At 60.7% G+C, this 26,255-nt stretch carries 27 protein-coding genes; 12 read left to right on the top strand and 15 right to left on the bottom strand.

Annotated elements, in window-relative coordinates:
- Positions 1-28 precede the first annotated feature (28 nt).
- Positions 29-982 carry a LysR substrate-binding domain-containing protein gene (locus tag FBZ97_RS25330; protein ID WP_069612360.1) on the bottom strand — a complete coding sequence of 318 codons (954 nt, stop codon included), beginning with the start codon at positions 980-982 and terminating at the stop codon, positions 29-31.
- Positions 983-1,181: 199 nt separating this feature from the next.
- Between FBZ97_RS25330 and FBZ97_RS25335 the strand changes: the two genes are divergently transcribed.
- Positions 1,182-1,481 carry a DUF1127 domain-containing protein gene (locus tag FBZ97_RS25335; protein ID WP_113353813.1) on the top strand — a complete coding sequence of 100 codons (300 nt, stop codon included), beginning with the start codon at positions 1,182-1,184 and terminating at the stop codon, positions 1,479-1,481.
- Positions 1,482-1,673: 192 nt separating this feature from the next.
- On the top strand, positions 1,674-2,252 hold the full coding sequence (locus tag FBZ97_RS25340) for a dienelactone hydrolase family protein (protein WP_145322571.1): 579 nt from the start codon (positions 1,674-1,676) through the stop codon (positions 2,250-2,252).
- Positions 2,253-2,265: 13 nt separating this feature from the next.
- On the opposite strand, the gene FBZ97_RS34535 is transcribed toward FBZ97_RS25340, so the two are convergent.
- A complete protein-coding gene (locus tag FBZ97_RS34535; RefSeq protein WP_156090769.1) occupies positions 2,266-2,403 on the bottom strand; it encodes a hypothetical protein in 138 nt (45 codons plus the stop codon).
- Here FBZ97_RS34535 and FBZ97_RS25345 point away from each other — a divergent pair.
- Entirely contained in the window at positions 2,402-4,000 is a 1,599-nt protein-coding gene (locus FBZ97_RS25345) for an ABC-F family ATP-binding cassette domain-containing protein (protein WP_145322573.1), read from the top strand. The two genes, FBZ97_RS34535 and FBZ97_RS25345, sit on opposite strands and share 2 nt — an antisense overlap.
- A gap of 7 nt (positions 4,001-4,007) precedes the next feature.
- Here FBZ97_RS25345 and FBZ97_RS25350 read toward each other — a convergent pair whose 3' ends face one another.
- The 3 genes from FBZ97_RS25350 to FBZ97_RS25360 form a co-directional block, all read right to left on the bottom strand.
- A complete protein-coding gene (locus tag FBZ97_RS25350) occupies positions 4,008-4,886 on the bottom strand; it encodes an aldo/keto reductase family oxidoreductase (RefSeq protein WP_145322575.1) in 879 nt (292 codons plus the stop codon).
- 127 nt (positions 4,887-5,013) lie between these two features.
- Positions 5,014-5,883 carry a DUF937 domain-containing protein gene (locus FBZ97_RS25355; protein WP_145322576.1) on the bottom strand — a complete coding sequence of 290 codons (870 nt, stop codon included), beginning with the start codon at positions 5,881-5,883 and terminating at the stop codon, positions 5,014-5,016.
- Positions 5,884-6,130: 247 nt separating this feature from the next.
- Positions 6,131-7,504: a glutamate--cysteine ligase gene (locus tag FBZ97_RS25360; protein ID WP_145322578.1), complete on the bottom strand. Its 1,374-nt coding sequence runs from the start codon at positions 7,502-7,504 to the stop codon at positions 6,131-6,133.
- A gap of 243 nt (positions 7,505-7,747) precedes the next feature.
- Between FBZ97_RS25360 and FBZ97_RS25365 the strand changes: the two genes are divergently transcribed.
- Positions 7,748-8,362, top strand: a complete 615-nt coding sequence (locus FBZ97_RS25365) for a LysE family translocator (RefSeq protein WP_113330128.1) — start codon at positions 7,748-7,750, stop codon at positions 8,360-8,362.
- Between the two features lie 4 nt (positions 8,363-8,366).
- On the opposite strand, the gene FBZ97_RS25370 is transcribed toward FBZ97_RS25365, so the two are convergent.
- The 3 genes from FBZ97_RS25370 to FBZ97_RS25380 form a co-directional block, all read right to left on the bottom strand.
- Entirely contained in the window at positions 8,367-9,104 is a 738-nt protein-coding gene (locus FBZ97_RS25370; protein ID WP_113353818.1) for a 16S rRNA (uracil(1498)-N(3))-methyltransferase, read from the bottom strand.
- Positions 9,105-9,175: 71 nt separating this feature from the next.
- Positions 9,176-10,711 (bottom strand): inorganic phosphate transporter, encoded by a 1,536-nt coding sequence (locus tag FBZ97_RS25375; protein WP_113353819.1) that lies wholly within the window; start codon positions 10,709-10,711, stop codon positions 9,176-9,178.
- 96 nt (positions 10,712-10,807) lie between these two features.
- On the bottom strand, positions 10,808-11,305 hold the full coding sequence (locus FBZ97_RS25380; RefSeq protein ID WP_173002498.1) for an NUDIX hydrolase: 498 nt from the start codon (positions 11,303-11,305) through the stop codon (positions 10,808-10,810).
- A gap of 262 nt (positions 11,306-11,567) precedes the next feature.
- On the opposite strand from FBZ97_RS25380, the gene FBZ97_RS25385 reads away from it, so the two are divergent.
- Together FBZ97_RS25385 and FBZ97_RS25390 are read left to right on the top strand one after the other, a co-directional pair.
- Positions 11,568-12,476 (top strand): LysR substrate-binding domain-containing protein, encoded by a 909-nt coding sequence (locus FBZ97_RS25385; protein WP_145322580.1) that lies wholly within the window; start codon positions 11,568-11,570, stop codon positions 12,474-12,476.
- A gap of 127 nt (positions 12,477-12,603) precedes the next feature.
- Positions 12,604-13,767, top strand: a complete 1,164-nt coding sequence (locus FBZ97_RS25390) for an adenosylhomocysteinase (RefSeq protein WP_145322582.1) — start codon at positions 12,604-12,606, stop codon at positions 13,765-13,767.
- 3 nt (positions 13,768-13,770) lie between these two features.
- Here FBZ97_RS25390 and FBZ97_RS25395 read toward each other — a convergent pair whose 3' ends face one another.
- Positions 13,771-14,334 (bottom strand): O-acetyl-ADP-ribose deacetylase, encoded by a 564-nt coding sequence (locus FBZ97_RS25395; protein WP_145322584.1) that lies wholly within the window; start codon positions 14,332-14,334, stop codon positions 13,771-13,773.
- A 28-nt stretch (positions 14,335-14,362) separates the two neighbouring features.
- Complete coding sequence (locus tag FBZ97_RS25400) at positions 14,363-15,259, bottom strand: LysR family transcriptional regulator (RefSeq protein WP_113330134.1); 897 nt, start codon at positions 15,257-15,259, stop codon at positions 14,363-14,365.
- A 120-nt stretch (positions 15,260-15,379) separates the two neighbouring features.
- Here FBZ97_RS25400 and FBZ97_RS25405 point away from each other — a divergent pair, with 120 nt between their 5' ends.
- The 3 genes from FBZ97_RS25405 (at position 15,380) to glcF (ending at position 19,566) form a co-directional block, all read left to right on the top strand.
- Positions 15,380-16,819, top strand: a complete 1,440-nt coding sequence (locus FBZ97_RS25405; RefSeq protein WP_145322586.1) for an FAD-linked oxidase C-terminal domain-containing protein — start codon at positions 15,380-15,382, stop codon at positions 16,817-16,819.
- On the top strand, positions 16,816-18,015 hold the full coding sequence (gene glcE, locus FBZ97_RS25410) for a glycolate oxidase subunit GlcE (protein WP_145322588.1): 1,200 nt from the start codon (positions 16,816-16,818) through the stop codon (positions 18,013-18,015). The genes FBZ97_RS25405 and glcE overlap by 4 nt, the downstream gene beginning before the upstream one ends.
- A gap of 231 nt (positions 18,016-18,246) precedes the next feature.
- A complete protein-coding gene (glcF, locus tag FBZ97_RS25415) occupies positions 18,247-19,566 on the top strand; it encodes a glycolate oxidase subunit GlcF (protein ID WP_145322590.1) in 1,320 nt (439 codons plus the stop codon).
- Between the two features lie 48 nt (positions 19,567-19,614).
- Here glcF and FBZ97_RS25420 read toward each other — a convergent pair whose 3' ends face one another.
- The 4 genes from FBZ97_RS25420 to FBZ97_RS25435 all read right to left on the bottom strand — a co-directional run bounded on the left by FBZ97_RS25420 (position 19,615) and on the right by FBZ97_RS25435 (position 22,709).
- Positions 19,615-19,962, bottom strand: a complete 348-nt coding sequence (locus FBZ97_RS25420; protein WP_113353826.1) for a hypothetical protein — start codon at positions 19,960-19,962, stop codon at positions 19,615-19,617.
- Between the two features lie 75 nt (positions 19,963-20,037).
- The gene (locus FBZ97_RS25425; protein WP_113232119.1) at positions 20,038-20,709 is read right to left on the bottom strand and encodes a porin family protein; all 672 of its coding nucleotides are present in this window, start codon (positions 20,707-20,709) and stop codon (positions 20,038-20,040) included.
- 302 nt (positions 20,710-21,011) lie between these two features.
- On the bottom strand, positions 21,012-21,710 hold the full coding sequence (locus FBZ97_RS25430) for a L,D-transpeptidase (RefSeq protein ID WP_113353828.1): 699 nt from the start codon (positions 21,708-21,710) through the stop codon (positions 21,012-21,014).
- 216 nt (positions 21,711-21,926) lie between these two features.
- Positions 21,927-22,709: a L,D-transpeptidase gene (locus FBZ97_RS25435; RefSeq protein WP_113330142.1), complete on the bottom strand. Its 783-nt coding sequence runs from the start codon at positions 22,707-22,709 to the stop codon at positions 21,927-21,929.
- Positions 22,710-23,011: 302 nt separating this feature from the next.
- Here FBZ97_RS25435 and FBZ97_RS25440 point away from each other — a divergent pair, with 302 nt between their 5' ends.
- Together FBZ97_RS25440 and FBZ97_RS25445 are read left to right on the top strand one after the other, a co-directional pair.
- A complete protein-coding gene (locus FBZ97_RS25440; protein ID WP_113421429.1) occupies positions 23,012-23,641 on the top strand; it encodes a DNA-3-methyladenine glycosylase I in 630 nt (209 codons plus the stop codon).
- A 5-nt stretch (positions 23,642-23,646) separates the two neighbouring features.
- Positions 23,647-24,165, top strand: a complete 519-nt coding sequence (locus FBZ97_RS25445; RefSeq protein WP_246661115.1) for a hypothetical protein — start codon at positions 23,647-23,649, stop codon at positions 24,163-24,165.
- 18 nt (positions 24,166-24,183) lie between these two features.
- Here FBZ97_RS25445 and FBZ97_RS25450 read toward each other — a convergent pair whose 3' ends face one another.
- Entirely contained in the window at positions 24,184-24,888 is a 705-nt protein-coding gene (locus FBZ97_RS25450) for an HAD family hydrolase (RefSeq protein WP_015338919.1), read from the bottom strand.
- Positions 24,889-25,191: 303 nt separating this feature from the next.
- Here FBZ97_RS25450 and FBZ97_RS25455 point away from each other — a divergent pair, with 303 nt between their 5' ends.
- On the top strand, positions 25,192-26,241 hold the full coding sequence (locus FBZ97_RS25455) for an aldo/keto reductase (RefSeq protein WP_145322592.1): 1,050 nt from the start codon (positions 25,192-25,194) through the stop codon (positions 26,239-26,241).
- Positions 26,242-26,255 lie beyond the last annotated feature (14 nt).

Consider the following 26,255-nt stretch of genomic DNA (forward strand, 5'->3'; position numbering starts at 1 on the left):
GAAAGTAACAGGCTAGTGCGCTTCGATCTCACCAGCCCGGTAGAATGTGCCCAGCGCGCAGGCGCGGATAGAATCGCGTGTAGGTTTTCACCTCGCCATCAAGATCGTCATCCACAGCAGCCGGCGTGATGTTGTCGAGGCAGGCCGAGATATGCGCGGTGATGGCATTCATCAGCGACACGGAAAGGCCGGCCCGCTTCATGATGCCGATCTGCACCGGCGGCAGCGGTGGGAAGCCATCGGCTTGGGTCAGTACCTTCATGCCGGTCCTGAGCGCCGATTCCGGCATGACCGAAACCGCCATGCCGGCCAGCACGGCCGCGGCAACGACAGTGCAGGACCAGCTGGTGAACAGGATTTGATAGTCGCGGCCGCCGGCATCAAGCGCCGAGCAGGCGAGCTGGCGCCACTGACAATCACGACGGCCGACGGCGAGCGGAATGGGCGCATCGTCGCGCAGCGGATGGTTGGCAGAGCCGACCCAGCAGAGCGGCTCCGTTCGAACGACGTCCGACATGCGTTCGCGCGGATTGTGGGTGACGAGCGCGATATCGAGTTCGCCCCGATGCATGCGCTCGGCAAGGTCGACCGAGGGTTCGCAGACGATGTAGAGCTCGACATTCGGATGCGTCTTGGCGAAGCGGCCGATGATTTCGGGCATGTAGCGATCGGCATAATCGTCCGGTGTGCCGATGCGCAGCGTGCCTTCGAGACGGTTGTCATCGAAAGCGGCGATGGCCTCGTTGTTCAGGCGAATGATGCGGCGGGCATAGTTCAGCAGCTTGTCGCCTTCCGCCGTCAGGCGGTTGCCGCGTCCATCCTTGATGAAAAGCTGCTTGCCGACGCGCTCTTCCAGCCGGCGCATCTGCATGGAGACGGCCGATTGTGTCTTGAACACCCGGTCGGCCGCCTTGGTGAAGCTTCCGGAATCCACGATTGCGATGAAGGTCTGCAACTGATCGATATCAAGCGGCGCGGACATGGGCTCACCTATAAAGGAGTTTGATAGTTATCATTAGAAACATTCGTTGGACTGATCAATAGGCCTTTGGCATCTTCTGAATGTAATTCAGCATACCAATCGAACAGAAACACCTGTCGAACTCCTCCCGGCCTACGCCCCTTTTCCGGATCGCCGAAAAGGGGCTGGGCTCGCGTGTGCCCAAAAAAGGAATACGGAAATGCGCACGACAGATCGGACCTTTGACCTCGGCCTAGCAACGCCATCGCTGTCGCTGACGGCACGGGTTATGCTTGCTTTGAGCAATGTCGCATCGATCTGGCGCGCAATCCGAAATCGCAAGGAAATCGAATATCTGAATGAGCTGAACGACAGTCAGCTGCACGATATCGGCCTCACCAGGCAGGATCTGAACGCTGCGCTGACCACCTCGACCTTCTTCGGGGATCCGTCCGGCCATCTCACCAATTCCGCGCGTCGCTGCACGCGCCTCTCTGCCTCCAGCAGCTTAAGAGGCTGATGGCGGACAATAGTTTCCCCGCAGGGTGATAGCCAATAAGCCCTGCCTCTTTCCCGGTGTTCGGCCCAAGGGCCAACACCGGGTTTTTTCTTTCTGAAGACCGTGTTTCCGCCATAGATCATGCGCGGGCAAGTTGCTTCCGGCGGCAACCGTCTTATCTAACGACCAGATCCGAACAATAGGGAAGCAACGATGGCAACCGTGATCTTCTTCCATTCCGTCTATGGTCTGCGCTCACTCGAGCATGAGGCGGTCGAGCGTGTGCAGGCGGCAGGCCACAAGGCTTTCGCGCCGGATCTCTATGACGGCCTGATCGCCCGGTCGATCGAAGAAGGGTCCGAATTCAAGGACGAGATCGGCTGGGCAACGATCTGCGAGCGCGCCGAATGGGCGTTGGCCGGTTTGCCGGCCTCGACCGTGCTGGCCGGCTTTTCGATGGGCGCCGCCGTCGCCGCCAGCCTCTGGCCGAAGCGGGAAAAGACCGCCGGCATCCTGTTCCTGCATGGCATTGCCTCCATCGCCGAAAATGCCCGCAAGGGTCTGCCCCTGCAGCTTCATCTGGCAGATCCCGATCCGTTCGAACCGGAGGAAGACGTTGCCACCTGGCGGCAAGGCGTCACCAAGTCCGGCGTCGCGGCAGAAATCTTTCGGTATCCGGGCGGCGGCCACCTATACACCGATGCCAGCCTGCCGGATTATAACGCCCAGGCCGCCGATCTCACTTGGAAGCGGGTCATCGACTTCCTCGATGCCATTGACGTCAATGCGTGAAATGCCTGCATCTTCACTCGCAGGACTTGAACTGATGATGCCACTCGCCTAATTTATGAGCATCGTTGATACCAACAGGATGTGTGCAGCAATGGATTCCATCTCGACCGCAATGCCGTTCAGCCTTGCCATCGAGGACATCCTTGCTCATGCCCATATCCATCGTTCTATCCAATCTTTCGTGGTCCGCGCCTGACGGCCGGCCGCTTCTTTCCCATCTCGATCTCAGCTTCGGCGCCGAGCGCACCGGCCTTGTCGGACGCAACGGCGTCGGCAAGACGACGCTGATCAAGCTGATCTCCGGCGAGCTGCAGCCGCAATCCGGCAGCATCTCGTTCAACGGCCGATTGGGAATCCTGCGCCAGAGCGTGCAGGTGGAGGCGGACGAAACCGTCGCCGATCTCTTCGGTGCAAGCGAAGCCCTTGCTGTCCTGAAGCGGGCGGAAGCCGGCGAGGCGACCAATGATGAACTCGCCTTGGCTGACTGGACGCTCGAGTCACGCATTGCCGCGGCTCTTGATCGTGTTGGGCTGGACGTCGTCCCGGAAACGCTTCTCGTGACCCTGTCGGGGGGACAGCGCACCCGTTGCGGTCTTGCTGCCCTTATCGTCGACGATCCCGATTTTCTCATTCTCGACGAACCCACAAACAATCTCGATCGAGACGGCCGCGCAGCTGTCATCGATCTGCTTGCGGGCTGGAGGGCAGGTGCCATCGTCATCAGCCATGATCGCGAGTTGCTCGACACCATGGATGCGATTGTCGAACTGACATCGCTCGGCGCCTCCCGTTATGGCGGCAACTGGACGCAGTATCGCGAACGCAAGGCGCTGGAGCTTTCCGCCGCCGAACATGATTTTACCGAGGCAGAGAAGCGTGTCGCCGAAGTCGAAAGAAGCGCCCAGGCGGCCGTCGAACGGCAGGCACGGCGAGACAAGGCGGGCCGGAAGATGGCGGCCAAGGGCGGTATTCCGCGCATCATGCTCGGCGGCTTGAAGGAGCGGGCTGAAATGACAAGCGCGGAGAATACGCGGCTCGCCGAACGCCGCCGCGCCCAGGCTCTGCAGGACGCCGCTGCTGCCCGCGAGAAGATCGAGATACTGCAGCCCCTGACCGTGAAGCTGCCGACATCAGGATTGCCAGCAAACAGGATCGTCCTCAAGATGGAAGGCGTCACTGCTGGCTACGAGCCAGAGCGGCCAATCCTGCGCGACTTCAATTTCATCATGACGGGGCCGGAACGCGTTGCCGTCACCGGGCCGAACGGCTCGGGCAAAACGACACTGCTGGCGCTGGTCTCCGGCGCGCTAAAACCCTGGAGCGGCACGGTGCGGGTCGTCCATTCCGCTTTGCTGGACCAAAGGGTCAGCCTTCTCGATCCATCGATTTCGATCCGCGACAATTTCCGCAGGATCAACCCGGATGCGGATGAAAATGCCTGCCGGGCTGCCCTGGCGCGCTTCATGTTCCGGGCTGATGCCGCGTTGCAGACCGCCTCCAGTCTGAGCGGCGGCCAGCTTCTGCGCGCCGGGCTTGCCTGCGTGCTCGGCGGCACGGTGCCGCCATTGCTGCTGATCCTCGACGAACCGACCAACCATCTCGATATCGACTCAATCGCCGCGGTCGAGGCCGGGCTGCGAGCCTATGACGGCTCGCTTCTGGTCGTCAGCCACGATGAGGTGTTTCTCGACAATATCGGCATAGAGAGGCGGCTCGAGTTGCCTGCTCGATTCCCCTCGGATCGGTGAAGGGGCGTCAGGTGTGACTGGTGCTGGCGATGCGATCGAGTTCGGCAATCGCATCCTCCGGCAGCTTGAGTTCCGCAGCCGCGATATTCTGCTTGAGATGCGTAAGCGACGACGTACCGGGAATGAGCAGGATATTGGGGGCACGCTGCAGCAGCCAGGCAAGAGCCACCTGCATGGGCGTCGCGTTCAGCCGGGCAGCGACATCGGAAAGCGCTGAGGACTGCAGCGGCGTGAAGCCGCCGAGCGGGAAGAAGGGCACATAGGCGATCCCGTCGCGCTCAAGCTCATCGACCATCGCGTCATCCGCGCGCTGAGCCAGATTGTAGAGGTTCTGGACGCAGACGATCTCGGTGATCTTGCGTCCCTCGGCAATCTGGCTGCGTGTGACGTTGCTCAGCCCGATATGGCGCACCAGACCCTGCTGCTTAAGTTCCGCAAGGGCGGTCAGCGGCGCCTCGATGGAGCCCTCTGTCGGATGATGCGGGTTGATCATGACGCGGAGGTTGACGACGTCGAGTACATCCAGCCCCAGATTGCTTAGATTATCGTGCACCGCCTGCTTCAGCTCATCGGCGGAGAAGGCCGGGAGCCAGGAGGCATCTGCGCCGCGCCGTGCGCCGATTTTTGTGACGATGACGAGATCGTCGCGATAGGGATGGAGCGCTTCCCGGATCAGCTGGTTGGTCACATGCGGACCGTAGAAATCGCTGGTATCGATATGGTCAATGCCGGAGGCGATGGCTTCGCGCAGAACCGCGAGTGCCGTCTCGTGGTCCTTCGGCGGGCCGAACACGCCGGGGCCTGCAAGCTGCATGGCGCCGTAGCCGAGCCGTTTGACCTTGAGGTTGCCGAGGGTGAAGCTTCCGGATTGATCGATGCTGGACATGGCTATCTCCTTTTCAAGATGAAAGCAGAAATAGGCTCAGTCGCAGTGTATGATAACTGGGTGCAATGTGTACGGGCTGTGCGGAATTGCGAACAGTGAGCAGGAATCGAAAGCAAGTAGCCAAGCATCACTTCTGTTTCGGAGCAGGCTTGTCCTCGCTCTTCAAATAGCTGTCGAAGATCGCTTCCATGTTTTTCTGATAGGTCTTCTGCACTTCGAGGCCGCTGTCGAACATGGCGTTGAACATCTCGGTATAGGCCGCCATGTCGACGCCGGCGGCGGGCTTGGCTTTCGGCTCTTCCTTCGGCGGCTCTGACGGCATCGGGAAGTTCTTCATCATGTCCTGAAACGCCTTGGCGAAGGGATTGTCGAGGAAAGGATTGGTCGGCGCCGGCTTCTCGCGCTTGACCGAATCGGCGCCGAACATCAGCTCCATTGCCTGGGTGAAAGGATTGTCGAAGATGCTCGCCTGCGGCGTCGGCTGCTGCTTGGGCGCAAACCCGATGCTCTGCAGCCAGCCCTGCATCATCTCACCCATATCGGTGTTGAGGAAGGGATTGGCCATCTGCGGGATCTGGCCGCTGGTTTCCTTGAAGAGACCGCCCATCAGCGTATCGGCCATGGCGGGCAGCATGCGCTTGTAAATTTCCTGGCCGATGCCGGTCATCTGTGCGGCCTGGGCAGCGATCGCGCGAGAAACGTCCTTCGAGCCGAACAGCCGTCCGAGCACGGCATTGCCGTCGGCAATGCCCTCGGGCGTAAAGGCCTTGGTCATGTCCTCGAAATATTTGGCATAATTGCCGGACGAGATATCCCTCATCACGCCGACGAAATTATAGGGATCGGTGGCGCTGCGCTTGAAGCCGGAGGAAAAGGCCGGCATCAGAGCGGCCATGGCCTTCGTCGCCTGCTCCTGCGCCAGATTGAACTGCTTGGCCATGGCGTCCGTGGCGGCGCCATTCTGTGCCTGCATCATCATGTCGAAGAGTGGCAGCATCGAAGTCCCTTTCCCCGCTAGAGCGTGATGCCGAAAAGTGTAGGCGGTTTTCGGATGACATCACGCTCTATTTCTTTGATTCTAGAGCGGATTCAGATTTTAGGTCGAACAGACCTAAAATCATCCGGCTCTAGGAGGCCGCTTCGGAATCAGGCGGCGCTTGATTCCGATAGTATAGCGGAAAAGGGAGGGCGCATACCGGTTTCTGCCGTGGGGTCGCCGGGCAGCGACGGCAGATAAGCGCCTATCAGTACTGATATTCCTCGAAGATCGGCTCGACCGACTGGTTCCAGCGGCCGTTGTAGAGCATCAAGAGATCGTCGGCGAGCGTGCCCTTCTTGGCGAGCACTTCGTCGAGCGGTGCGAGGAAGACGGTTTCATCCTGCCCGTCGCCATTCAAGCGATTGCGATTCTTCAGCCCGAGACGGGAAATGCCGACCACTTCGCGAGCGATGTCGAGGAGGCCATGGCCCTTGATCGCCGCCTTCAGGCCCTGTGCCGGTACGACGTTCCGCAGCGCGTTGACCTCTTGGAAGTTCCAGTCCTTGGTCAGCTCGTCGGCGGCTGTCAGTGCCTCGTCGTCATAGAGCAGGCCGACCCAGAAGGCCGGCAGCGCACAGATGCGGCGCCAGGGGCCGCCGTCCGCGCCGCGCATCTCAAGGAAGCGCTTGAGGCGGACATCGGGGAACAGCGTCGAGAGATGGTTCGTCCAGTCGCCCATCGTCGGCTCCCAATCGGCGATCTCACCCTTCAGCGCACCGTCCATGAACTGGCGGAAGGTGACGTGCGTACAGTCGTGATACCGGCCGTCGCGAACGACGAAATACATGGGCACGTCGAGCGCCCACTTCACATAGTCTTCGAAGCCGAAATCATCCTTGAAGGTGAAATCGAGCAGGCCGCCGCGGCGATTGTCGGTATCCTTCCAGATTTCGCCGCGCCAGGAGGAAAGCCCGTTTGGCTTGCCGTCGGTGAAAGGGGAGGAGGCGAAGAGCGCCGTTGCCAGCGACTGCAGTTTCATCGACACGCGCATCTTGCGGCGCATGTCGGCTTCCGACGAAAAGTCGAGGTTCACCTGGATGGTGCAGGTGCGGTACATCATGTCGAGACCCATGGTGCCGACCTTCGGCATGTAGCGGGTCATGATCTCGTAGCGCGATTTCGGCATGCGCGGCGTTTCGGCGAGCGTCCATTTCGGGCTGCCGCCGATGCCGAGGAAGCGGATGCCCATCGGCTCGGCGATTTCGCGCACCGTCGCTAGATGGGCATTCGATTCTTTACAGGTCTGGTGAATGGTTTCGAGCGGCGCGCCGGAGAGTTCGAACTGCCCGCCCGGCTCGATCGAGATGGCGCCCATGCCCGAGGGTTCACCGAGCCCGATGATATTGTCACCGTCCATGATGGGATCCCAGCCGCTCTTCTTCTGCAGCCCCATGAGGAGCGCGGAAATGCTGGCCTCGCCGAAATAGGGCACAGGGCTGTTGTCGGCGCGGAAGAACACGAATTTCTCGTGCTCGGTGCCGATGCGAAATTTCTCCTGCGGTTTGCAGCCTGCGGCCAGATAGGCCGTCATTTCCGAGACCGAGGAGAGCGGAGTCTGGTCGGTAGTATCGCGCGCCATGGTATTACCTTAGATCTCGGAGGAGAACCCGCGCAAGCCGCAGGTCAATAGGAGGGTGATTGACGCGGATTGAGGTACGGTGCAAGTGAATTTCTTTCAAGGGTCGTTCAAAAAAATAGGATTTTATGTCTCGCAACTGCATCACAGCCGTGTCAGCCACCGGCATATTTGCACAAGCGTTCAAGACATCTCGCTAGTCACGCCGATAGCTTTGCTTCCACTGACATCAGGCGGAGCATATCGATGAACGGTCCGAACGACCTTTACTATCCTATACTGACGCTGCTTCTGGCCTCGCTCGTCATCATGGGAAGTCCCGGTCCCTCGACCATCAGCGCGACGGCGATGGGAGCGGCCTACGGCTTCCGACGGTCGCTCGGTTACGTCTCCGGCCTTATTGCGGGCACCGTGGCTGTTCTGCTCGCGGTAGCGGCTGGCGTCGTTGCCGTCCTGCTGTCGGTGCCGCATGGTGCCCTCCTGCTGACTGTGGTCTCGGCGCTCTATATCCTTTATCTCGCCTTCAAGATCGCCACCGCGCCGCCGCTGTCTCGCCGCGACGATCAGGTCGCGGCGCCTGCCTTTTCCGGTGGGTTCCTGCTGGCCGTCGCCAATCCCAAGGCCTATCTCGCGATCGCAGCCGTCTTTGCCGGTGTCAGCCTGTTCCAGGATCAGAGGCTGCTCGACGCCGCCGCCAAGATCGCGCTGCTCATGGCCATGATCGTCGCCATCCATATGGTCTGGCTTCTCGTTGGTGCTTCCCTATCCCGTTTCCTTCAAGATCCGAAGATCTCGCGGATCGTCAACATCTCGCTGGCGATCCTGCTGATCGTTGCGACCGTCGCTGCCATACTGGAGTGAAGCCTCAGTTCCAGTCGCCGATCGCGGCCTGGATCACCGCCATGGCCGCAACAGCCGCCGTATCGGCACGCAGGATACGCGGGCCAAGCGGAATGGCGGTGACGAAATCGAGGCTGCGCAAGAGGGAGCGCTCTTCCTCGGAAAAACCGCCTTCGGGGCCGACCAGCAGCGCCAGATGCTTCTCCTTTACCCGCGTCAAAAGCGGCAGCGGATTTTGGCCGGCATCGCCCTCGTCGCAATAGATGATGCGGCGCTCGCGCGGCCAGCGGGCGAGCAGATCGGCAAGCTTCACAGGTTCGGCCACGTCGGGAATGCCGAGGATGCCGCACTGCTCTGCTGCCTCGATGACATTGGCCCTGACCTTGTCGAGGTTGGTGATCTTGCCTTGCACATGCTGTGTCATCACCGGCTGCAAGAGGCCGGCGCCCATTTCGACCGCCTTCTGCACGAGATAATCCAGTCGCCCGACTTTCAGCGGCGCGAAAAGGTAGTGCAGGTCGGAGGGGGCCGGCTGCGGGCGTGTCTCCTCGACCGGCGTCAGCAGGATGCGCTTGCGGGTGGGGAAGGAGACACGGACTTTCCACTCTCCGTCGCGGCCGTTGAAGACAAGAAGTTCAGCACCATCCTCCATGCGCAGCACGTTGGCGAGATAGTTGAACTGATCCTGGTCAACCTCGATGGCGGTACCAGCCTTGATGTCTGCCGTCACGTACAGCCGCTGCATGCGGAAATTGGCGCGCATGGATTACCCCCGGAATTAACTGGAACACTGAGATGGAGCGGCTCGAAGATCCGGTGAGAAGCCGAACCGCTCTAAATGAAGAGCGCGACCATAACCCAATATACGGCGGCGGCAAGCAGGGCAGCGACCGGCACGGTGATCGCCCAGGCGGCGATGATGGTCATGAAATGCGAGCGGCGCACGAGCCGGCGGCGATGAACCTCATCGGGATTGCGCTCATCGGTGGCTTCCGGCTCGCTCCAGGGTATGCCCGCCGCCTCGGCCTTTTTACGCATATAGTCAAATCGCCGCTTGGAACGGACGGTGGACCACTCGCGAAAGAAGCCAACGCCGAAGACCGCGCCAACGGTAATGTGGGTCGAGCTCACGGGGAAACCGAACCAGGCGGCGACGATGACGGTGAGGGCCGCAGACACGGCGACGCAATAGGCACGCATCGGATTGAGCTTGGTGATCTGTTCGCCAAGCAGACGGATGAGCCGCGGCCCATAGAGCAGAACGCCAACGGAGATGCCGCAGCCGCCGATCATGACGACCCAGAAGGGCGCCTTCTGCGTGCTTGTCTCGGCCAGCACGGTGAGCGAGCCGCCAAGCCCGACATCGCGAACGATCGCAGCGAGCGGGCCGATGGCGTTGGCGACGTCGTTGGCGCCATGCGCGAAGGACATCAGCGCTGCAGAGCAGATCAACGGCAGGCGGAAAAGCTTGCGCAACGAGCTGTTCTTGTTTTCCAATCCCGCCGATTGCGCCGCCACAAGCGGCCATGCGCCGAGCCACGCGATGATGCCGACACTGAGGCCGATCGCAAGATTGAGGATATTGGGTATCGTACCTTTGGGTTCGAGCTGGACCACGAGATAGCCCGAGAAGGCGCCGGCCATCAGTCCGATCAGGATCGGAATCCAATATCTGGCGGCGGCAATCTTGTCGTCGCGATAGATGATGAAGGTCTCGATGAAGTAGAGGATGCTGGCCGCGATGGTGCCGCCGAGAAAGGGTGTTATCACCCAGCCGGCCGAGATGGCCGCCAGCGTGTTCCAGTTCACGAGTTCCGGGCCGACGGCGGCAAAGCCTGCACCCACGACGGCGCCGACGATCGTATGTGTCGTCGAAACCGGCGCTTTCAGCCAGGTGGCGAAATTGATCCAGAGTGCTGCGGCAAGCAGGGCCGCCATCATCAGCCAGGCAAGTTTGCCGATGCTGACGATGCGATTGGTATCGACGATATGGGTCGAGATCGTGTTGATGACCGGGCCGCCGGCTATCGTCGCGCCGAGGATCTCGAAGATGGCGGCCATGACGAGGGCCTGCGTCATGGTGATCGCGCGCGCACCGACCGCTGCGCCGACATTGTTGGCGACGTCTTTCGCGCCGATGTTCATGGCCATGTAGCCGGCAAGGGCTACGGCGGCAAAGATCAGCGTCGCGCGCGGCTGGTTGAAAACGTAGATGCCGGCGAAGACCATGGCGAGACCGAGGAAGATCAGGCCGATACCCGGCGCCACCAGACGCCTCGTGACGTGATGCGTCGCGTCCTCGACATAGGTGAATTTGTCGAGGTCCTTGTCGAGCGTCCTTTTTACAGGTGTGGCCGGTCGGTCGGGCATGCAATTCTCTGGATCAAAACTCTCGTATTGCGCTGACCGATAAGGCGCGCAATATCCACCAAGCATACTGGCACAGTTTTTTGTGAGTAATGTGGCTTACTCGGCCTGCGAAACCACCGGAGCGGCCGGCATCCGGCGCGCGAAGGCGAGAATGAGATCGTGCAGTTCCGGTTCGCGAACGCGTTCGGCTGCTTCCTCGCAGGAGACCCACTCCATGGAGCGCTCGCCCTTTTCCTTGAAGTTCTTGACGAGTTCGTTGACTTCGAGAGCGTAGACCTGCACGCGGCATGGCACCTGGATGCCGTCCTTGAGCACCTTGTCGTAGCCGAACGAGCCGAGCGGCTCAGTTTCCACCACGCCGCGCACGCCTGCCTCTTCATAGGCTTCGCGAGCAGCAACTTCATGGGAGAGCTTGCCGGGCATAGGCCATCCCTTGGGGATTACCCAGCGACCGGTGTCGCGGCTGGTCAGCAACAACATCTCAAGATGACCGGTTTTCTTTTTCACCCGATAACAAAGCGCAGCATATTGCTGTCGCGGCGGACGCCGAAACATGAGTTGCACATCATTTGCTATGCGGCTGAGAAAGGCCAATTGTCGGTTCACCTTTGAGAGTTGGAGTGAAGGCTGGAATCTATATTATCACGGTGCGGAAAAATTTTGCGCTCCATATAAGGCTATATGGTATTTCCCCACAAAATTATTGAGTGTTGCGTAGAGAAAAATGCAAAGATTTGTCTTCTGATATTCGCCAGCGATTGTGCTGAAAGCGACATTCAACAGCATTTTCGTGCCGCAGATGGCGCAATCGCATGGATGTGGCTGCTATCGTTTTGGAAAGAAAGAAAAACTTATTATGTCCGAACGCATCCCGCCTCGACGCCTGCCGCCCTTGAACGCGCTGCGTGCCTTCGATGCGGTTGCGCGCTGCGGCAGCATCCTGAAGGCGGCCGATGAGCTTGGCGTCGTGCGCGGGGCTATCAGGCAACAGCTGAACCTGCTGGAGGCACATTTTGGCGTACCCCTGTTCGACCGGGAGAATGGCAGGCTGGTGTTGACGGCGAAGGGCAGGGCATTCGCCGATTCCGTTGGTGTCGCCTTTGGCATCCTCACGCGGGCCTCCGTCGAACTTTCCGTTGGCGAACGGCGGTCGATTCGGCTCGGCGTTCCCTCGGCTTTTGCCGTCTGGTGGCTGATGCCGCGCGTCGCCGCGCTTCAGACGGTACTTCAGGATATCGATATCGACATCGTGCCGATGGCGACAGTCGAGCCGCTTGCCAAGCGCCCCGACCTCGAAGCGGTCATCATGGGCGGCGAATACCGGCCGATGCGCGATATCACCGCTATCCGCTTCATGGAGGATGAGTTCGGTCCCATCGCAACGCCCGATGTCGCCGATCGCCTCGGACTTGCCAACGGTGTTCCGGCACTTGCCGGAGCCGTTGCCCTTGCAAGTCGTTCCGCCCCGAGCCTGTGGGAGGATTGGTTTGCCGAAAGCGGCCATGCCCTCATCCGCTTTGCCGGCCATCGCGAATTCGAAGACCTGCTGCTTGCGATCGGCGCCGCCCGCTCGGGCCTCGGGGTCGCCATCGCCCCGCGCACCGCCATTGGCGAGGATTTCGATCGCGGTACTTTGGTCGCGCCATTCGGCTTCATCCGTAGGCCGGCGGGCTATAGCCTCAGCCTTCGCAGCAGCGATGTGAAGGACCCGGCGTTGGTGCGATTGGCGGATTGGCTAAGCAAGGCGGGGGCCGAACCAGCTTAGCACAACATCAAAGAGAGACGCATTCATATGGCAGATTTTCTGCCATGCAACGCAGTGCAATGTCCATCGACACCTCCTTCGGGATCATGCCAGATCGCGGCATCGAACCAACCGGCAGGAGCGCATCATGGATCAGCCTTCTTCTCTTTCGCGTATCGACTGGGTGGCGCGCAGCTGCCGTCTGCTGGCGGCCACAACAGCGGAATTTCGTGACACAAAACCCTTTGCCGGCCTCACAATCGGCACCGGCATTCACCTTGAGCCGAAGACCGTTGCGCTGCTGATGACGCTGCGTGCCGGCGGCGCGGATCTCGTCTGCACCGGCAATCTCAACAGCACCCAGCCGGAAACGGTGGACTATCTGCGCGCTCAGGGCATCAAGGTCTTTGCGACACAGACCCGCGACGCGGAGGAGCATGGTGCGAGCCTCGACGCGATCCTGGCGGAAAAGCCGGACCTGCTGCTAGACAATGGTGGCGATCTCTTCGCCCGCGCGGCCGACAGGCCCTATGCCAATCTGCTTGGCGGCACCGAGGAAACCACATCCGGCCGCACCCGGCTGCTGCCGATGCGCGACAAGCTCAACATGCCGATCCTCATTATCAACGACAGCCCGATCAAGCAGTTCGCCGAAAACCGGCATGCTGTCGGGCAAAGCCTCTTCGAGAGCTATCTGCGCTTCACCAACCGCTCCACCAATGGCAAACATGTGACCGTCTTCGGTTACGGTGCCTGTGGCAAGGGCACAGCCGCATGCTTCCGCAATGCATTCTCCACCGTCAGCGTTGTCGATATCGATCCGGTCACGACGCTTGAAGCACATCTCGACGGCTTCACGACGCCGCTGCGTGGATCGGCGATCCGCTCTGCCGATATCCTGATCACTGTGACAGGCTATCCGGACATTATCACGGTTGCCGATCTGCCCTTGATCAAGGATGGCGCGATCCTGATGAACGGCGGCCACTTCCCGCATGAGATCGATGTCGAAGGCTTCCGCGATAGTCCCGATGTCGCCGGCGTCGATCAGTACGAAGCTGAGCAGATCGAGACCGTCCGCATGCGAGATGGCCGTGCCTTCCACATTCTCGGCGGCGGCCACATGGCCAATCTGGCCGGCCCGCGCCCGCTGGGGAATACCGTCGAATCCATGGATCTCGGCTTTGCCCTGCAGGCGCGATGCCTGGAGAGGGTCGCCAGGGGCAGCCTCGGCAAGGAAGCCTGCGTCATCCCCGTTCCCACTGACATCGATGCCCTAGTCGCCTCCGCCTATCTCAACCTGGCGCGATAGGCATCAGGTTCCGGACAGCGCCTGCGGCAGCAATCGGTCGTAGAGTGCCGCCATTTCGTCGCCGAAGCAGCAGAAGATGATCTCATCGAAGGCGCCATCCTCGCTTTCGGCAAGGGTAGTGCGGATCGCGATTCCCGCTGCTGGCTCGGCGGGAAAGCGATAGACGCCGGTGGAAATGGCAGGAAAGGCGATGGTCTTCAGATCGTGTTGCCGGGCAAGGTTGAGACTGTTGCGATAGCAGTCGGCAAGCAGCTCCTCTTCGCCATGGTTTCCGCCATTCCAGACGGGGCCGACCGTATGGATCACATGCGTTGCAGGCAGGCGATATCCGCCGGTCATCTTTGCCTGGCCGGTCTTGCAACCATTCAGCGTCCGGCATTCCGCCAGGAGATCCGGCCCGGCGGCGCGATGGATCGCCCCGTCCACGCCACCGCCGCCGAGCAGGCTGCTATTGGCCGCATTGACGATGGCATCGACCGAAAGCTTGGTGATATCGCCAAGCATCACGGTGAGGCGCGTCTTCGAGTTGAGATCAAGATCGGAACGGATGGTCTCGGGCGCGGACATGACGGTCTCCTCGATCCTATAAGGGTTCTCATCGCTCCCAATAGGGAACAGGGCCGTAAAGTTCCGCGAGAAAATCGATGAAGACGCGCACTTTCGCCGGCAGGAACTGCCGGCTGGGGTAAACGGCCGATAGCGTCACATTGTGCGAGCCTTCATAGGCCGGCAGCACCTGAACGAGGCGGCCGTCCCGCAATTCCGGCCCGATATCCCAGGTGGAACGCAGCGCAATGCCGAGGCCGGCGATGACGGCTTCGCGCACGACCTCGCTGGAATTGGTGATGAGCCTGCCTTCGGGGCGGAAGATCAGGCTGCCTTTCGGTCCCTCCAGCCGCCACGGATCGAGATTGTGCGCGGGCAGACAGATATGCCGGCGCAGATCGTCGATATCCTCGGGCATGCCATGGGCGTCGATATAGGCAGGGGAGGCGCAGAGCACGCGGCGCACCGGCGCGAGCCTGCGCGCGACGAGACTGGAATCCGTGAGCTCGGCAATGCGGATGGCAAGATCGAAGCCGCCGCCGACGATATCGACGAATTCGTCGCTGAGCACCAGATTGAGCGCCAGTTCGGGATGCGCCTGCATGAAGGATTTCAGATGCGGCGCGATGTGCATCCGGCCGAAGGATGTTGGAGCGGAGATTTTCAGGGTGCCGTGCATCTGCGAAGAGCGCCCGGCAATATAGGCTTCCGCTTCTTCCAATCCGGCAAGAATGGCAAGCACCCGATCGTAGAAACCCTGACCCGCTTCCGTCAGCGAAATCTGCCGCGTGGTACGCTGCAGAAGCCGCGTGCCGAGCCTGTCTTCAAGGCGCTTGATCCGCTTGGAAATGACGGCCGGCGAAAAGCCGAGTGCGCGGCCGGTCAGGGACATGCTGCCGGTCGCAACTACGCTGGCGAAGATTTCGAGATCTCCTAAATTGGTCATGCAGAATTATTTCCTGTTTTGGAATAAGTGCTTATCATTTGCTCCAAACTTGGGAAAGCGCTAAGCCTGTAATGCGCTAAAAGGGGCTGCGTCCGTAATGGGATGCAGAAGGAGGACCGCATGGCCGAGGCCATTTCATTTCTGGAGCCGCGTGCGGATGTTCTGGCGCGGCGCAGCGCGATCGTTGCAGACCTCGCGGATCTTCTCGCGCCGGAATGCCTGATCCACGAGCAGCGCGAACTCGTGCCCTTCGAAACCGATGCCTTCGTGTCCTATCGCCGCCTGCCTCTCGCCGTCGCCTTGCCACGCTCGACGACGGAAGTGGCGGCCGTCATGAAATATTGTCACCGCTACGGCATTCCCGTCGTGCCGCGCGGTGCTGGCACATCGCTCTCCGGCGGCGCGATACCGCAGGAGGATGCCGTCGTTCTCGGCCTCTCCAAGATGAACCGCATCCTCGATATCGATTATGCCAATCGCACCGCGACCGTGCAGGCGGGGGTGACGAACTTGCTCGTTTCCGAAAGCGTCTCGGCCGACGGCTTCTTCTATGCGCCCGACCCGAGTTCGCAGCTTGCCTGCACCATCGGCGGCAATATCGGCATGAATTCCGGCGGCGCCCACTGTCTGAAATACGGTGTCACGACGAACAATCTGCTCGGCGTCAAGCTGGTGTTGACCGACGGCACCGTTATCGATCTCGGCGGCAAGGCGCTGGATGCGTCGGGCTACGATCTGCTCGGCCTTGTCTGTGGCTCCGAAGGCCAGCTCGGCATCGTCACCGAGGCGACGGTGCGGCTCATCGCCAAGCCGGAAGGCGCCCGGCCGGTGCTCTTCGGCTTCGACAGTTCCGAGGAGGCCGGCGCCTGCGTGGCCGATGTCATCGCCGCCGGGATCATCCCTGTTGCCATTGAATTCATGGACAAGCCGGCGATCGAGATCTGCGAAGCCTTTGCCAAAGCCGGCTATCCCCTCGATGTAGGGGCCTTGCTGATCGTCGAGGTTGAAGGCTCGGAAGCCGAAATGGACGATATGCTGACTAGCATCGTCGCCATTGCCCGCACCCACAAGGTCAAGACCGTGCGCGAATGCCAGTCGGCGACCGAGGCGGCGCTGATCTGGAAAGGCCGGAAATCCGCCTTCGGTGCCACCGGCCGCGTCGCCGATTATATTTGCATGGATGGTACCGTGCCGCTCAGCCAGCTCTCCTATGTCCTGCAGAAGACGACGGAAATCGTCGATCGCTATGGCCTGCGCGTCGCCAATGTTTTCCACGCAGGCGATGGCAATATGCATCCACTGATCCTCTTCAATGCCAATGACCCCGATGAGGCAGCCAAGGCGGAAGCGGCCGGCAACGATATCCTGCGGCTCTGCGTCGATGCCGGCGGTTGCCTCACCGGCGAGCATGGTGTGGGCATCGAGAAGCGCGACCTGATGCGTCATCAATATGCCGATGTCGATCTTGCACAGATGATGTCGGTCCGCGCCGCTTTCGACCCGGGCTGGATCCTCAACCCATCCAAGGTCTTCCCGCTCGATGGACGCAATGCCGCATGACGGAATTTCACCCCAGGACTGACGAAGAAGCGGCCTCCATCATCCGCGATCACACGGCACGCGGCGCAGCTTTGGCGATCGTCGGCGGCAATACGCGATCCGGCTTCGGCAATGCCGTCGCGTCCGAAGCGGTGCTCTCGTCAAGTGACCTGACCGGTATCGTCGCCTACAATCCAGGTGAGATGGTGATGACGGCCCGCGCCGGCACCCCGGCCGCGGAGATCGAGGCCGCTCTTGCCGAGGCCGGCCAGATGATGGCCTTCGAGCCCATGGATCATAGGCCGCTGATGGCGACCGAAGGCGAGCCGACGATCGGCGGCATTTTCGCGGCCAATGTCTCCGGCCCGCGCCGTTTCGTCAGCGGTGCCGCGCGCGACAGCCTGCTCGGTGTCCGCTTCGTCAATGGCCGGGGTGAGATCGTCAAGGCCGGCGGGCGGGTGATGAAGAATGTCACCGGCCTCGATCTCGTCAAGCTAATGGCCGGTTCGCACGGCACGCTCGGCCTTCTGACCGAAGTAACGTTCCGCGTGCCGCCAAAGCCGAAGACGGAGGAAACGATCGTCGTCTCCGGTCTCAACGATGCGGAAGCCGCCAATGCCATGGCTGCGGCCATGGCTCTGCCGCTCGAGGTATCGGGCGCCGCCCATCTGCCGCTGACCGTCGCCTGGTTCTTTCTCGACGGCAAGCTGCCGCAAGGGGAGGCGACTGTGCTGCGCATTGAGGGGCTTCCGGGCTCCGTCTCGGTCCGCCGCGAAAAGCTTACCGCCGCGATGGCCCGGCTCGGGTCGGTGAAGCGCCTTGCAGAAGACGACAGCCGCAGGCTCTGGCGCGAGATCCGCGATGTAAAGCCCTATGCGGATGGCACGACGCGCCCCGTTTGGCGTGTGTCCGTGGCACCCAGCATCGGCCACCAGCTCGTCGCGGCACTCCGCCTGGAAGAAGGCGTGGATGCCTATTATGACTGGCAGGGTGGTCTTGTCTGGATGCGCATGGAAGCAGAACCCGAAGGCGATATGCTCAGGCGCTACATTCATGCTTTAGGCGGTGGGCATGCCACCTTGATGCGCGCCACCCCGGCCCACCGCGCGACGACAGCGGCTTTCCAGCCGCAGCCCGAAGCGGTGGCGCTGCTTTCGGCGCGCGTGAAGGAAAAATTTGATCCGGCCGGGATTTTCAATCCGGGGAAGATGGGGTGATGCGGATGGAGTCTTTGGCTGGTTACCCCCTCACCCTAGCCCCTCCCTGCGGCGGAGAGGGAATGACCTTGTTTGCCGCGATTCCACGATTTTCTTTCCGGCAGGGGAGGAGGAAGATGGATTCCTCCTTCTTCCCCCTGGGGAGAAGGTGCCCGACAGGGCGGATGAGGGGGCTCGACGGGATATGATGGGCGCCTTTGTTCTGGTAGGAAAGAATCGAGGGCTCGGCTGATGCAAACCAATTTCACGCCCGAACAGCTTGCCGATCCGCATGTGGCCGAATCCGAGGCGATCCTGCGCAAATGCGTGCATTGCGGCTTCTGTACCGCCACCTGTCCGACCTACGTGACGCTCGGCAATGAGCTCGACAGCCCGCGCGGCCGCATCTATCTCATCAAGGATATGCTGGAAAACGGCCGGCCAGCCGATGCCGAAGTGGTGACACATATCGACCGCTGCCTTTCCTGCCTTGCCTGCACCACGACCTGTCCTTCCGGTGTCGATTACATGCACCTGATCGACCATGCGCGCGTTCATGTCGAGAATACCTACAAACGTCCGCTGATGGACCGGCTGACCCGCAATGTGCTGGCCGCTGTTTTGCCCTATCCCCGCCGCTTCCGGCTGGCCCTGCAGCTTGCGAACTTTGGCCGACCGTTCAAGGGGCTGTTGAAGCGCGTTCCAGCATTGAAGGCTTTCGCTGCCATGCTCGATCTTGCGCCGCGCAGCATCCTAGCGCCGTCTACCTTTGCCAAGCCCGCCCGCTACGAGCCGCAAGCAGAGCGGCGCGGTCGCGTGGCGATCCTGACGGGCTGCGCCCAGCCGGTGCTCGATCCCGAAATCAACGCAGCCGCCATCCGCCTGCTGACGCGCCTCGGTGTCGAGGTCGTCGTGCCGGAGGGAGAAGTGTGCTGCGGTTCGCTGGTTCATCACATGGGCCGCGAGGAACAGGCGCTCGCCGCCGCCCGCGCCAATGTCGATGTGTGGCTGCGCGAGATCGAGGCCGGAGGGCTTGATGCCATCATCGTCACCGCTTCAGGCTGCGGCACGACGATCAAGGATTATGGTCATATGTTGCGCCTCGATCCGGCCTATGCCGACAAGGCGGCAAGGGTCTCGGCGCTTGCCAAGGACGTCACGGAATATCTCGCAAGTCTCGACCTTCCGTCACATATGCCGCGGGGCATCGCGGTCGCCTATCATTCTGCCTGTTCCATGCAGCATGGGCAGAAGATCACAATGGCGCCGAAGCTGCTTTTGAAGGCGGCCGGCTTCACGGTGCGCGACCCGGCGGAGGGACATCTTTGTTGCGGCTCGGCCGGCACCTACAACATCATGCAGCCGGAAATTTCGGCCGAGCTGAAAGCGCGCAAGGTCAGGAACATCGAGGCGACGAAAGCCGATATCATCGCAACGGGCAACATCGGCTGCATCACCCAGATCGCGACAGGGACTGGTATTCCCATCCTGCATACGGTGGAGCTGCTGGACTGGGCCTATGGCGGCGAGATGCCCGCGAAACTGAAGGGCCTGCAGCCGGCTGCTGCTTAGAGCAATTCCAGGAAAAGTGCAGAGCGGTTTTTCGTCTGGAATTGCGTCCTAATGTAGCTTGTCCGGCGTGGGCAAACGATGAGCCTGCCATTCGACCTCGAACCGGTCGGCGGCAATCTGCGTCATGCTGATGCGATCCTGTCCTTCCTCGAAGAAGAGGCCATCCACCAGGCCGGCGATGCCGTCATAGAACGAGCCTTCCACAAGGCTGGTGACCCGCGGCCTCTCACGGCCCAATGCAGCATAGTCGGCAACCGACATACAATGCCGGCGGCCGTCCGCGAACACGTCGATCAGTCGCGGAACATCGCCGGCGACATCGACTTCATAATAAACGATGACTGGCTCCTCGCTTTCCGGATGGATCCAGTCACATCGGTAGTAGAAAAAGCTCATGGCTGAAACATAGCACAAGATCCCTCAAGCCTGAACCGGTTTGAGGGATCGATTGCGACTTCAGCCTGAGGAACGTCAGAAGTTGAACGAGACGCCGAAGTCGAGCGCGTGCGTAAAGACCCTGGTCTTCAGCGTATCGCCGCTGTCGATCGAGACGTTGTTCACGAAGTTGTAGTTGCCCTTGTATTCGACGAAAGTCGACCAGTGCTTGGCGAACTGATAGCTGACGCCCGCCTGTGCCTGCAGCGAAGCACCGCCGAACTGGTAGTCGAAGGTTGTGCCCGATGCGCGGGTGACTTCGACGTGCGGCACGTTGATACCGGCACCCAAGCCCACATAGGGCGTCCAGTTGCGGCTCGGATCCTGGAAGCGGTAGAGCGCGTTCAGCGTCAGCATGTTCAGGCCGTCTGTGAATTCGAAATGCGACCAGCCGGGCGTATTGCCGAGATCGCCATAGACCTTCGCATGGGTATAATCGAGCGACACGCCCCAGTTCGGCTTGTCGAACTCATCGAGCCACCAGATGCCGCGGAAGCCGAAATAGGGCGGCATCTTGAAGGATTTGCCCGACCAGTTCGGGTCGAAATCGGCGCCGTCCGACGTGGTCACATTGCTGCCTGTTGCGCCTTGTATGCCGCCGTAAGCGGAAAATTGCATCTCTGCCGAGGCAGAGCTTGCGGCAAATATGAATGCGGAAGTCGCAAGCGCGGCGAATGCCGGCTGCTTGATGCGAAATGCACGATGCATATGAAATCCCCGAATGCCAAAGTGCCGCCATCTAAACGCGCTTCCATGACACTTCTATTGCAGTCATGGGTCGGCAAGTACGGCTTAGGCGGGAAAACTGACGTCAAACTGAAGGCGACGCTCCGTTTTTCAGCGGTGCAGCGTGATAAATTTCAGGCTGTAACACCGGCGCAACAGTGTCTCCATCCGCGCCTGCACGCAATAGGCTATTGCAAGTGATACGGGCGTCCTTCCGTGGCGTGAATGATGCCATGCCAGGAAAGGACGCCCGTTATCTTGATGCCTGATTCGGGCGGAGGCTATCAGCCGCCGAACAGGGTTCTCAGCACATCGACGCCGCGATCCTGGTAGCTGACCTCGCCCTGTTTGTTGCCGGGACCGACGACGATGACCTTCGTGCCGACCGGAACGCGGTCATAGAGATCGATCACATCCTTGTTCATCATGCGGATGCAGCCGGAGGACATGTTGAGGCCGATGCTCCATGGCTGGTTGGTCCCATGGATTCGGAAGGCGGTGTCGTTACCGTTGCGATAGAGGTACATGGCGCGCGCGCCGAGCGGGTTATCCTCGCCGCCTTCCTGATAGGCCGGCAGCTTGTGGCCCTTCTTGGCTTCGCGAACGATCATTTCCGGCGGCGGAGTCCAGCCGGGCCATTCCGCCTTGCGGCCGACCTTGACTACGCCCGACCAGCCGAAGCCATCGCGGCCGACGCCGATCCCGTAGCGTCTTGCGCGATTATTGCCTTCGACGAGGTAGAGATACTTGTTGTTGGTGTCGACGATGACTGTGCCCGGCTCCTCGTTCGTTGCCAGCCGCACCATGCGCCGCTGAAACTGCGGCTTCACCTGGCCCTGTGGTTCCATCGCCACCTTGATTACGTCGGCGCGCGTGGCCGACGTCGCAATGGGTGCTGAAGCGGTGAAGGCTGCTGCGTTCGATGCTGCAAGAAGACACGCCGCAACGACACCTGTCGTCACGATCGACAATGCTGCTTTCATAATGGCATTCCCCTCGTTGAATTCGCTAGGAAACTACCGGAACCGACGAAGGGATCAAGATCAAAATGCCCGATGAGGAGAATGGCCTGGAAGAACCGGCCTCTCTTCTATCGCGGATCAGACTATAGTCTGAACTATAGTGGAGGGCTTTCCGGTGCGGCGAATACTGCCCCTTCGATGGGATAGTATCGCCGCATAGGTCCCTGTCCTTCAAGATTACATGACGGTGACGCGGGTGCCGACCTTGACGCGGTTGTAGAGGTCGATGACATCCTCGTTGCGAAGCCGGATGCAGCCGGAGGAGACGGCACTGCCGATCGTCCAGGGTGCGTTGGTGCCATGGATGCGATAGAGGGTGGAGCCGAGATACATGGCGCGGGCGCCGAGCGGATTGCCTTCACCGCCTTCCATGTGCGCCGGCAGATAATGGCCCTTGGCTGCTTCGCGGGAGATCATTTCGGCCGGCGGCGTCCAGTCCGGCCATTCCTGCTTGCGGGTCACGGTATGAGCGCCGGCCCATTCGAAGCCCGGCTTGCCGACGCCGACGCCATAGCGCCGCGCCTTGCCGCCATCCATCACCAGATAAAGGAAACGGTTGTTGGTATCGATGACGATGCTGCCGGGCTTTTCCTTCGTCTGATAGTCGACGATCTGCGGCAGGAACTGCGGATCGATCTGGCCACGGATTGCCGGATATTGCGGACGGGCCATGGCGACCTGCTGCACGGCGGGACGTGCAAACAGCCCGCGCGGCTGCACGACCTGGCGCACCTGCGGATTGGCCTGCTGCTCCATTCTGGGATCGGCGGCGCGGCGCGCCATCGGGCGGGGATAGACGACCGGCTGCACGTTGCCGCCGCCAAGCTGCATCACCCAGGGGGCGGTCAGATCGGGACTGACGATGACGGGCGGGCGCGACTGATAGCGATCGTCGGCAAAGGCGGTGGAGGCAAGCAGGCTTAGAGCGCCCGCGGCAAACAGGACGGCATGTTTCATCATCGGACAAACTCTCTACACATGGGCCGAAGATGGGCGCGAAAGCACCCGGTCGAAACCATGGTGCCACTTGCACGCGAGCGAATGGTAAACATCTATTCATCAAAATGCCGCGAAGCCGATAAAGCTTTGTCAGGGTTACCGCTTGGTTTGGAAAGATGGTTTGCAAGTGGTAAATCATGAATCGGAATGCGCGGTCGTCGAAGTCAGTCTATGAATTTAAGCGTTTGATTGATCTCAATTTATCCGATAGTTGCATACCGGCTCCCGGTAGCGCCTGCTGAAATAGGGGACGAAACGCGAAAATGGCCGAAACAGGCATTATCACCGGCGAAGATGGCAAGAACCGCTGCTTCTGGCACGGCAATCTGCCGGAATATCAGCGCTATCACGACGAGGAATGGGGGCGGCCTGTTGTCAATGACGTCAGGCTGTTTGAAAAGATCTGCCTCGAAGGCTTCCAGTCGGGCCTGTCCTGGCTGACGATACTGCGCAAGCGCGAGAATTTTCGCGCCGCTTTTGCGGGCTTCGATTTCGAGAAAGTCGCCAAGTTTGGCGAGGCTGATATCGAGCGCTGCCTCGGCGATGCCGGCATCATCCGCCATCGCGGCAAGATCGTTTCCACCATCAACAATGCTCGCCGCGCCATTGAGATGCGCGACGAATTCGGTTCGCTCGCCCGCTATTTCTGGAGCCATGAGCCGACCGCCGCCGAGCGCCCGGAGATCTTTGACCTTGCCCATCTGCGCGCCAATCCGACCACAGCGGCTTCGGTGCGGATTTCGAAGGATCTGAAGAAACGCGGCTGGACCTTTGTCGGCCCGACCACAGTTTATGCCTTCATGCAGGCCATGGGCCTGGTCAACGACCACATCGAGGGCTGCTATTGCCGGAAAGAGGTGGAGGCGATGCGTTGCGCATTGGTGCGACCGTGAGAGCTGTGCTTCTTGGTCTTTCGCTGACGATGGTTGCGCTGTTCAACGCCGCAGTGGCCCATGCGCAAAGCAATACCCAGCAACAGCAGCTGCCGCAGCTCGATCGTGGCGAAAAGCTTGAAAAGATCGCCCTGCCGGCCGTCCTCGAGCGGCTGACGGGCTGGACGAAATTCGGCAAGGGCAAGGTCTACATGCTGCCGCTGAAGAAGGGCCAGCATGTGCGGATTACCTTCAACTCGAAGAGCAAATATGCCTATATGGCGATCTTCGACCTCTCGTCGAGCGAGGATGAATCCTTCTTTGGCACGGATGAAGACGGCAACACCGCCGACGTCACCGTCAATGAGGATACGACCTGGCTGATCAAGCCCTATTATTCGCGCGTCACGCGCCGGCGCGGTCTCGGCGCGCCATACGAGATCCTCATCGACCCCAATCCGCCGGCCGCGCAGCAGGCGCCGGCTGATCAGCAGAAGGATCAGGGACCGATGCTCTTTCCGCCGCGTTCGAAGCAGGGACAGTAGACGCAGGGACAGTAAGGGTTATTGCAACGCTTCGATCACGCCATGCAATTCGCCGAGATGGCCGATCTTGCGGAAACGTGGTGCGTCGGTCGGTTCCTCGACATGCTCGAACGACCATGTAAGTTCGTGGGGCACGAAGACACCGTAGCTGCCGGCAGCAAGCGCCGGCACGATGTCCGATTTCAGTGAATTGCCGATCATCATGGCCCGTTCCGGCCCATCGCCCACCTTGGAAAAGATGCGGCGATAGGTGGACGCATTCTTGTCCGAGACGATCTCGACCGCATCGAACAGGTCGCCGAGCCCGGATTGGGCAAGCTTGCGCTCCTGATCGAACAGATCGCCCTTGGTAATCAGCACCAACAGATACTTTCCCGAAAGAGCCTCCAGCGTTTGACGCACATGCGGCAATGTCTCGACGGGGTGGGCGAGAAGGTCGCGGCCGATGTCGAGGATTTGCGCGATGACGGTCGATGGCACTTCGCCCTCGGTGATCTCGATGGCCGTTTCGATCATCGAGAGGGTGAAACCTTTGATGCCGAAGCCGTAGTGACGAAGATTGCGCTTTTCCGCCTCCAGCAGGCGCGCGGAAATGACATCGCTTGCGGCGTGATCGGCGAGTAGCTCGGTAAACTGCAGTTCCGTCAGCCGATAGAATTGTTCGTTCTGCCAGAGCGTGTCATCGGCGTCGAAGCCGATTGTCGTTAGGGGACGTTGCGTCATCGATCTATCCGTTCTGCGCATGATATGAAGGCTGGAGTCTAATCCGCGCCCGGTCGGACGCAAGAGCAAGCGTCGGTCACCGCATCGTGATCGGTCCGAGGTCTCGCGTTGAAATCGGTTTCCGGTGCATTATGTCCTTGTTGTCTCGATCGCCGCGGAGCCAGAGCCCGGCCTCGACGACTGTCTTATGACCTCCCAGGGCAGCGCCGACAGCGGCTGCCGTGCCGAGGCCAATCTATAGCGAAAAGATAAGCGTTCACCGGCCGGAAGAGTCTTCCGGCTGACCACAAGGGAATTTCTCCTATGCGTTACAATCAACTCGGCAATACCGGCCTTTTCGTCTCCGAACTCTGCCTGGGCACGATGACCTTCGGTGAAGCCAATCCCAACACTCCCTGGGGCTCGATCGCAGATGTCGACCAGGCTCTGGCCGACAAGATCGTCGAAGGCTCGCTTGCCGCCGGCGTCAACTTCATCGACACCGCCGACGTCTACTCCTTCGGCAATTCCGAAAAGCTGCTCGGCCAAGCTCTCAAGAATCTCGGCGTTCCCCGCAAGGATGTCGTCATCGCTACCAAGGTCTATGGCGTCATGGGCGACAAGCCGAATGATCGCGGCGCCTCGCGCGGCCATATCATGGACTCGGTGCAAGCAAGCCTTGACCGGCTGCAGACCGATCATATCGATCTCTATCAGATCCACGGCACGGATATCGTGACACCGATCGACGAGACGCTGCGGGCGCTGGACGATCTCGTTTCGCGCGGTCTTGTGCGTTATGTCGGCGTCTCCAACTGGCAGGCTTGGCGCATCGCCAAGGCGCTCGGCATTTCTGAGCGCCGCGGTTTCGCCCGCTTCGAGACGGTGCAGGCCTATTATTCCATCGCCGGCCGCGATCTGGAGCGTGAAATCGTGCCTGTCATGATCGAGGAAAAGCTCGGGCTCATGGTCTGGTCGCCGCTGGCGGGCGGCCTGCTCTCGGGGAAATACGGCCCGGGCGCCCCGGGCAACGGCGAGGGCCGGCGCGCGAGCTTCGATTTCCCGCCCGTCGACAAGGACCGCGCCTGGGCCTGCGTCGCCGCCATGCGCGAAGTGGCCGAGAAGCATGATGCAAGCGTCGCCACGGTGGCACTTGCCTGGATCCTGGCGAAGCCCTTCGTCACGAGCATCATCATCGGCGCCAAGCGCCTCGATCAGCTCGATCAGAATTTGGCGGCCGTCAAGCTGAAGCTTGATGCCGACGATATGACCAAGCTCGATGAGGTCAGCGCGCTTGCGCCCGAATATCCCGGCTGGATGCTAGCCCGTCAGGGTGCCCAACGCGTGCCGCAGCCCTTCGAACCGAAGGCCTGATATCGTTCAAAGCC

It is taken from the genome of Rhizobium sp. ERR 942 (assembly GCF_007828395.1).
Taxonomy (GTDB): Bacteria; Pseudomonadota; Alphaproteobacteria; order Rhizobiales; family Rhizobiaceae; genus Rhizobium; species Rhizobium dioscoreae.

Bases quoted from the DNA above. Each gene is read 5' to 3' on its own strand.
- glcE (WP_145322588.1), top strand. From the start codon at position 16,816: ATGACGGAATTTCACCCCAGGACTGACGAAGAAGCGGCCTCCATCATC.
- FBZ97_RS25390 (WP_145322582.1), top strand. From the start codon at position 12,604: ATGGATCAGCCTTCTTCTCTTTCGCGTATCGACTGGGTGGCGCGCAGC.
- FBZ97_RS25345 (WP_145322573.1), top strand. From the start codon at position 2,402: ATGCCCATATCCATCGTTCTATCCAATCTTTCGTGGTCCGCGCCTGAC.
- FBZ97_RS25350 (WP_145322575.1), bottom strand. From the start codon at position 4,886: ATGTCCAGCATCGATCAATCCGGAAGCTTCACCCTCGGCAACCTCAAG.
- FBZ97_RS25335 (WP_113353813.1), top strand. From the start codon at position 1,182: ATGCGCACGACAGATCGGACCTTTGACCTCGGCCTAGCAACGCCATCG.
- FBZ97_RS25370 (WP_113353818.1), bottom strand. From the start codon at position 9,104: ATGCGCGCCAATTTCCGCATGCAGCGGCTGTACGTGACGGCAGACATC.
- FBZ97_RS25365 (WP_113330128.1), top strand. From the start codon at position 7,748: ATGAACGGTCCGAACGACCTTTACTATCCTATACTGACGCTGCTTCTG.
- FBZ97_RS25435 (WP_113330142.1), bottom strand. From the start codon at position 22,709: ATGATGAAACATGCCGTCCTGTTTGCCGCGGGCGCTCTAAGCCTGCTT.
- FBZ97_RS25420 (WP_113353826.1), bottom strand. From the start codon at position 19,962: ATGAGCTTTTTCTACTACCGATGTGACTGGATCCATCCGGAAAGCGAG.
- FBZ97_RS34535 (WP_156090769.1), bottom strand. From the start codon at position 2,403: ATGAGCAAGGATGTCCTCGATGGCAAGGCTGAACGGCATTGCGGTCGA.
- FBZ97_RS25450 (WP_015338919.1), bottom strand. From the start codon at position 24,888: ATGACGCAACGTCCCCTAACGACAATCGGCTTCGACGCCGATGACACG.
- glcF (WP_145322590.1), top strand. From the start codon at position 18,247: ATGCAAACCAATTTCACGCCCGAACAGCTTGCCGATCCGCATGTGGCC.
- FBZ97_RS25455 (WP_145322592.1), top strand. From the start codon at position 25,192: ATGCGTTACAATCAACTCGGCAATACCGGCCTTTTCGTCTCCGAACTC.
- FBZ97_RS25360 (WP_145322578.1), bottom strand. From the start codon at position 7,504: ATGGCGCGCGATACTACCGACCAGACTCCGCTCTCCTCGGTCTCGGAA.
- FBZ97_RS25385 (WP_145322580.1), top strand. From the start codon at position 11,568: ATGTCCGAACGCATCCCGCCTCGACGCCTGCCGCCCTTGAACGCGCTG.
- FBZ97_RS25425 (WP_113232119.1), bottom strand. From the start codon at position 20,709: ATGCATCGTGCATTTCGCATCAAGCAGCCGGCATTCGCCGCGCTTGCG.
- FBZ97_RS25430 (WP_113353828.1), bottom strand. From the start codon at position 21,710: ATGAAAGCAGCATTGTCGATCGTGACGACAGGTGTCGTTGCGGCGTGT.
- FBZ97_RS25375 (WP_113353819.1), bottom strand. From the start codon at position 10,711: ATGCCCGACCGACCGGCCACACCTGTAAAAAGGACGCTCGACAAGGAC.
- FBZ97_RS25440 (WP_113421429.1), top strand. From the start codon at position 23,012: ATGGCCGAAACAGGCATTATCACCGGCGAAGATGGCAAGAACCGCTGC.
- FBZ97_RS25340 (WP_145322571.1), top strand. From the start codon at position 1,674: ATGGCAACCGTGATCTTCTTCCATTCCGTCTATGGTCTGCGCTCACTC.
- FBZ97_RS25405 (WP_145322586.1), top strand. From the start codon at position 15,380: ATGGCCGAGGCCATTTCATTTCTGGAGCCGCGTGCGGATGTTCTGGCG.
- FBZ97_RS25395 (WP_145322584.1), bottom strand. From the start codon at position 14,334: ATGTCCGCGCCCGAGACCATCCGTTCCGATCTTGATCTCAACTCGAAG.
- FBZ97_RS25400 (WP_113330134.1), bottom strand. From the start codon at position 15,259: ATGACCAATTTAGGAGATCTCGAAATCTTCGCCAGCGTAGTTGCGACC.
- FBZ97_RS25330 (WP_069612360.1), bottom strand. From the start codon at position 982: ATGTCCGCGCCGCTTGATATCGATCAGTTGCAGACCTTCATCGCAATC.
- FBZ97_RS25355 (WP_145322576.1), bottom strand. From the start codon at position 5,883: ATGCTGCCACTCTTCGACATGATGATGCAGGCACAGAATGGCGCCGCC.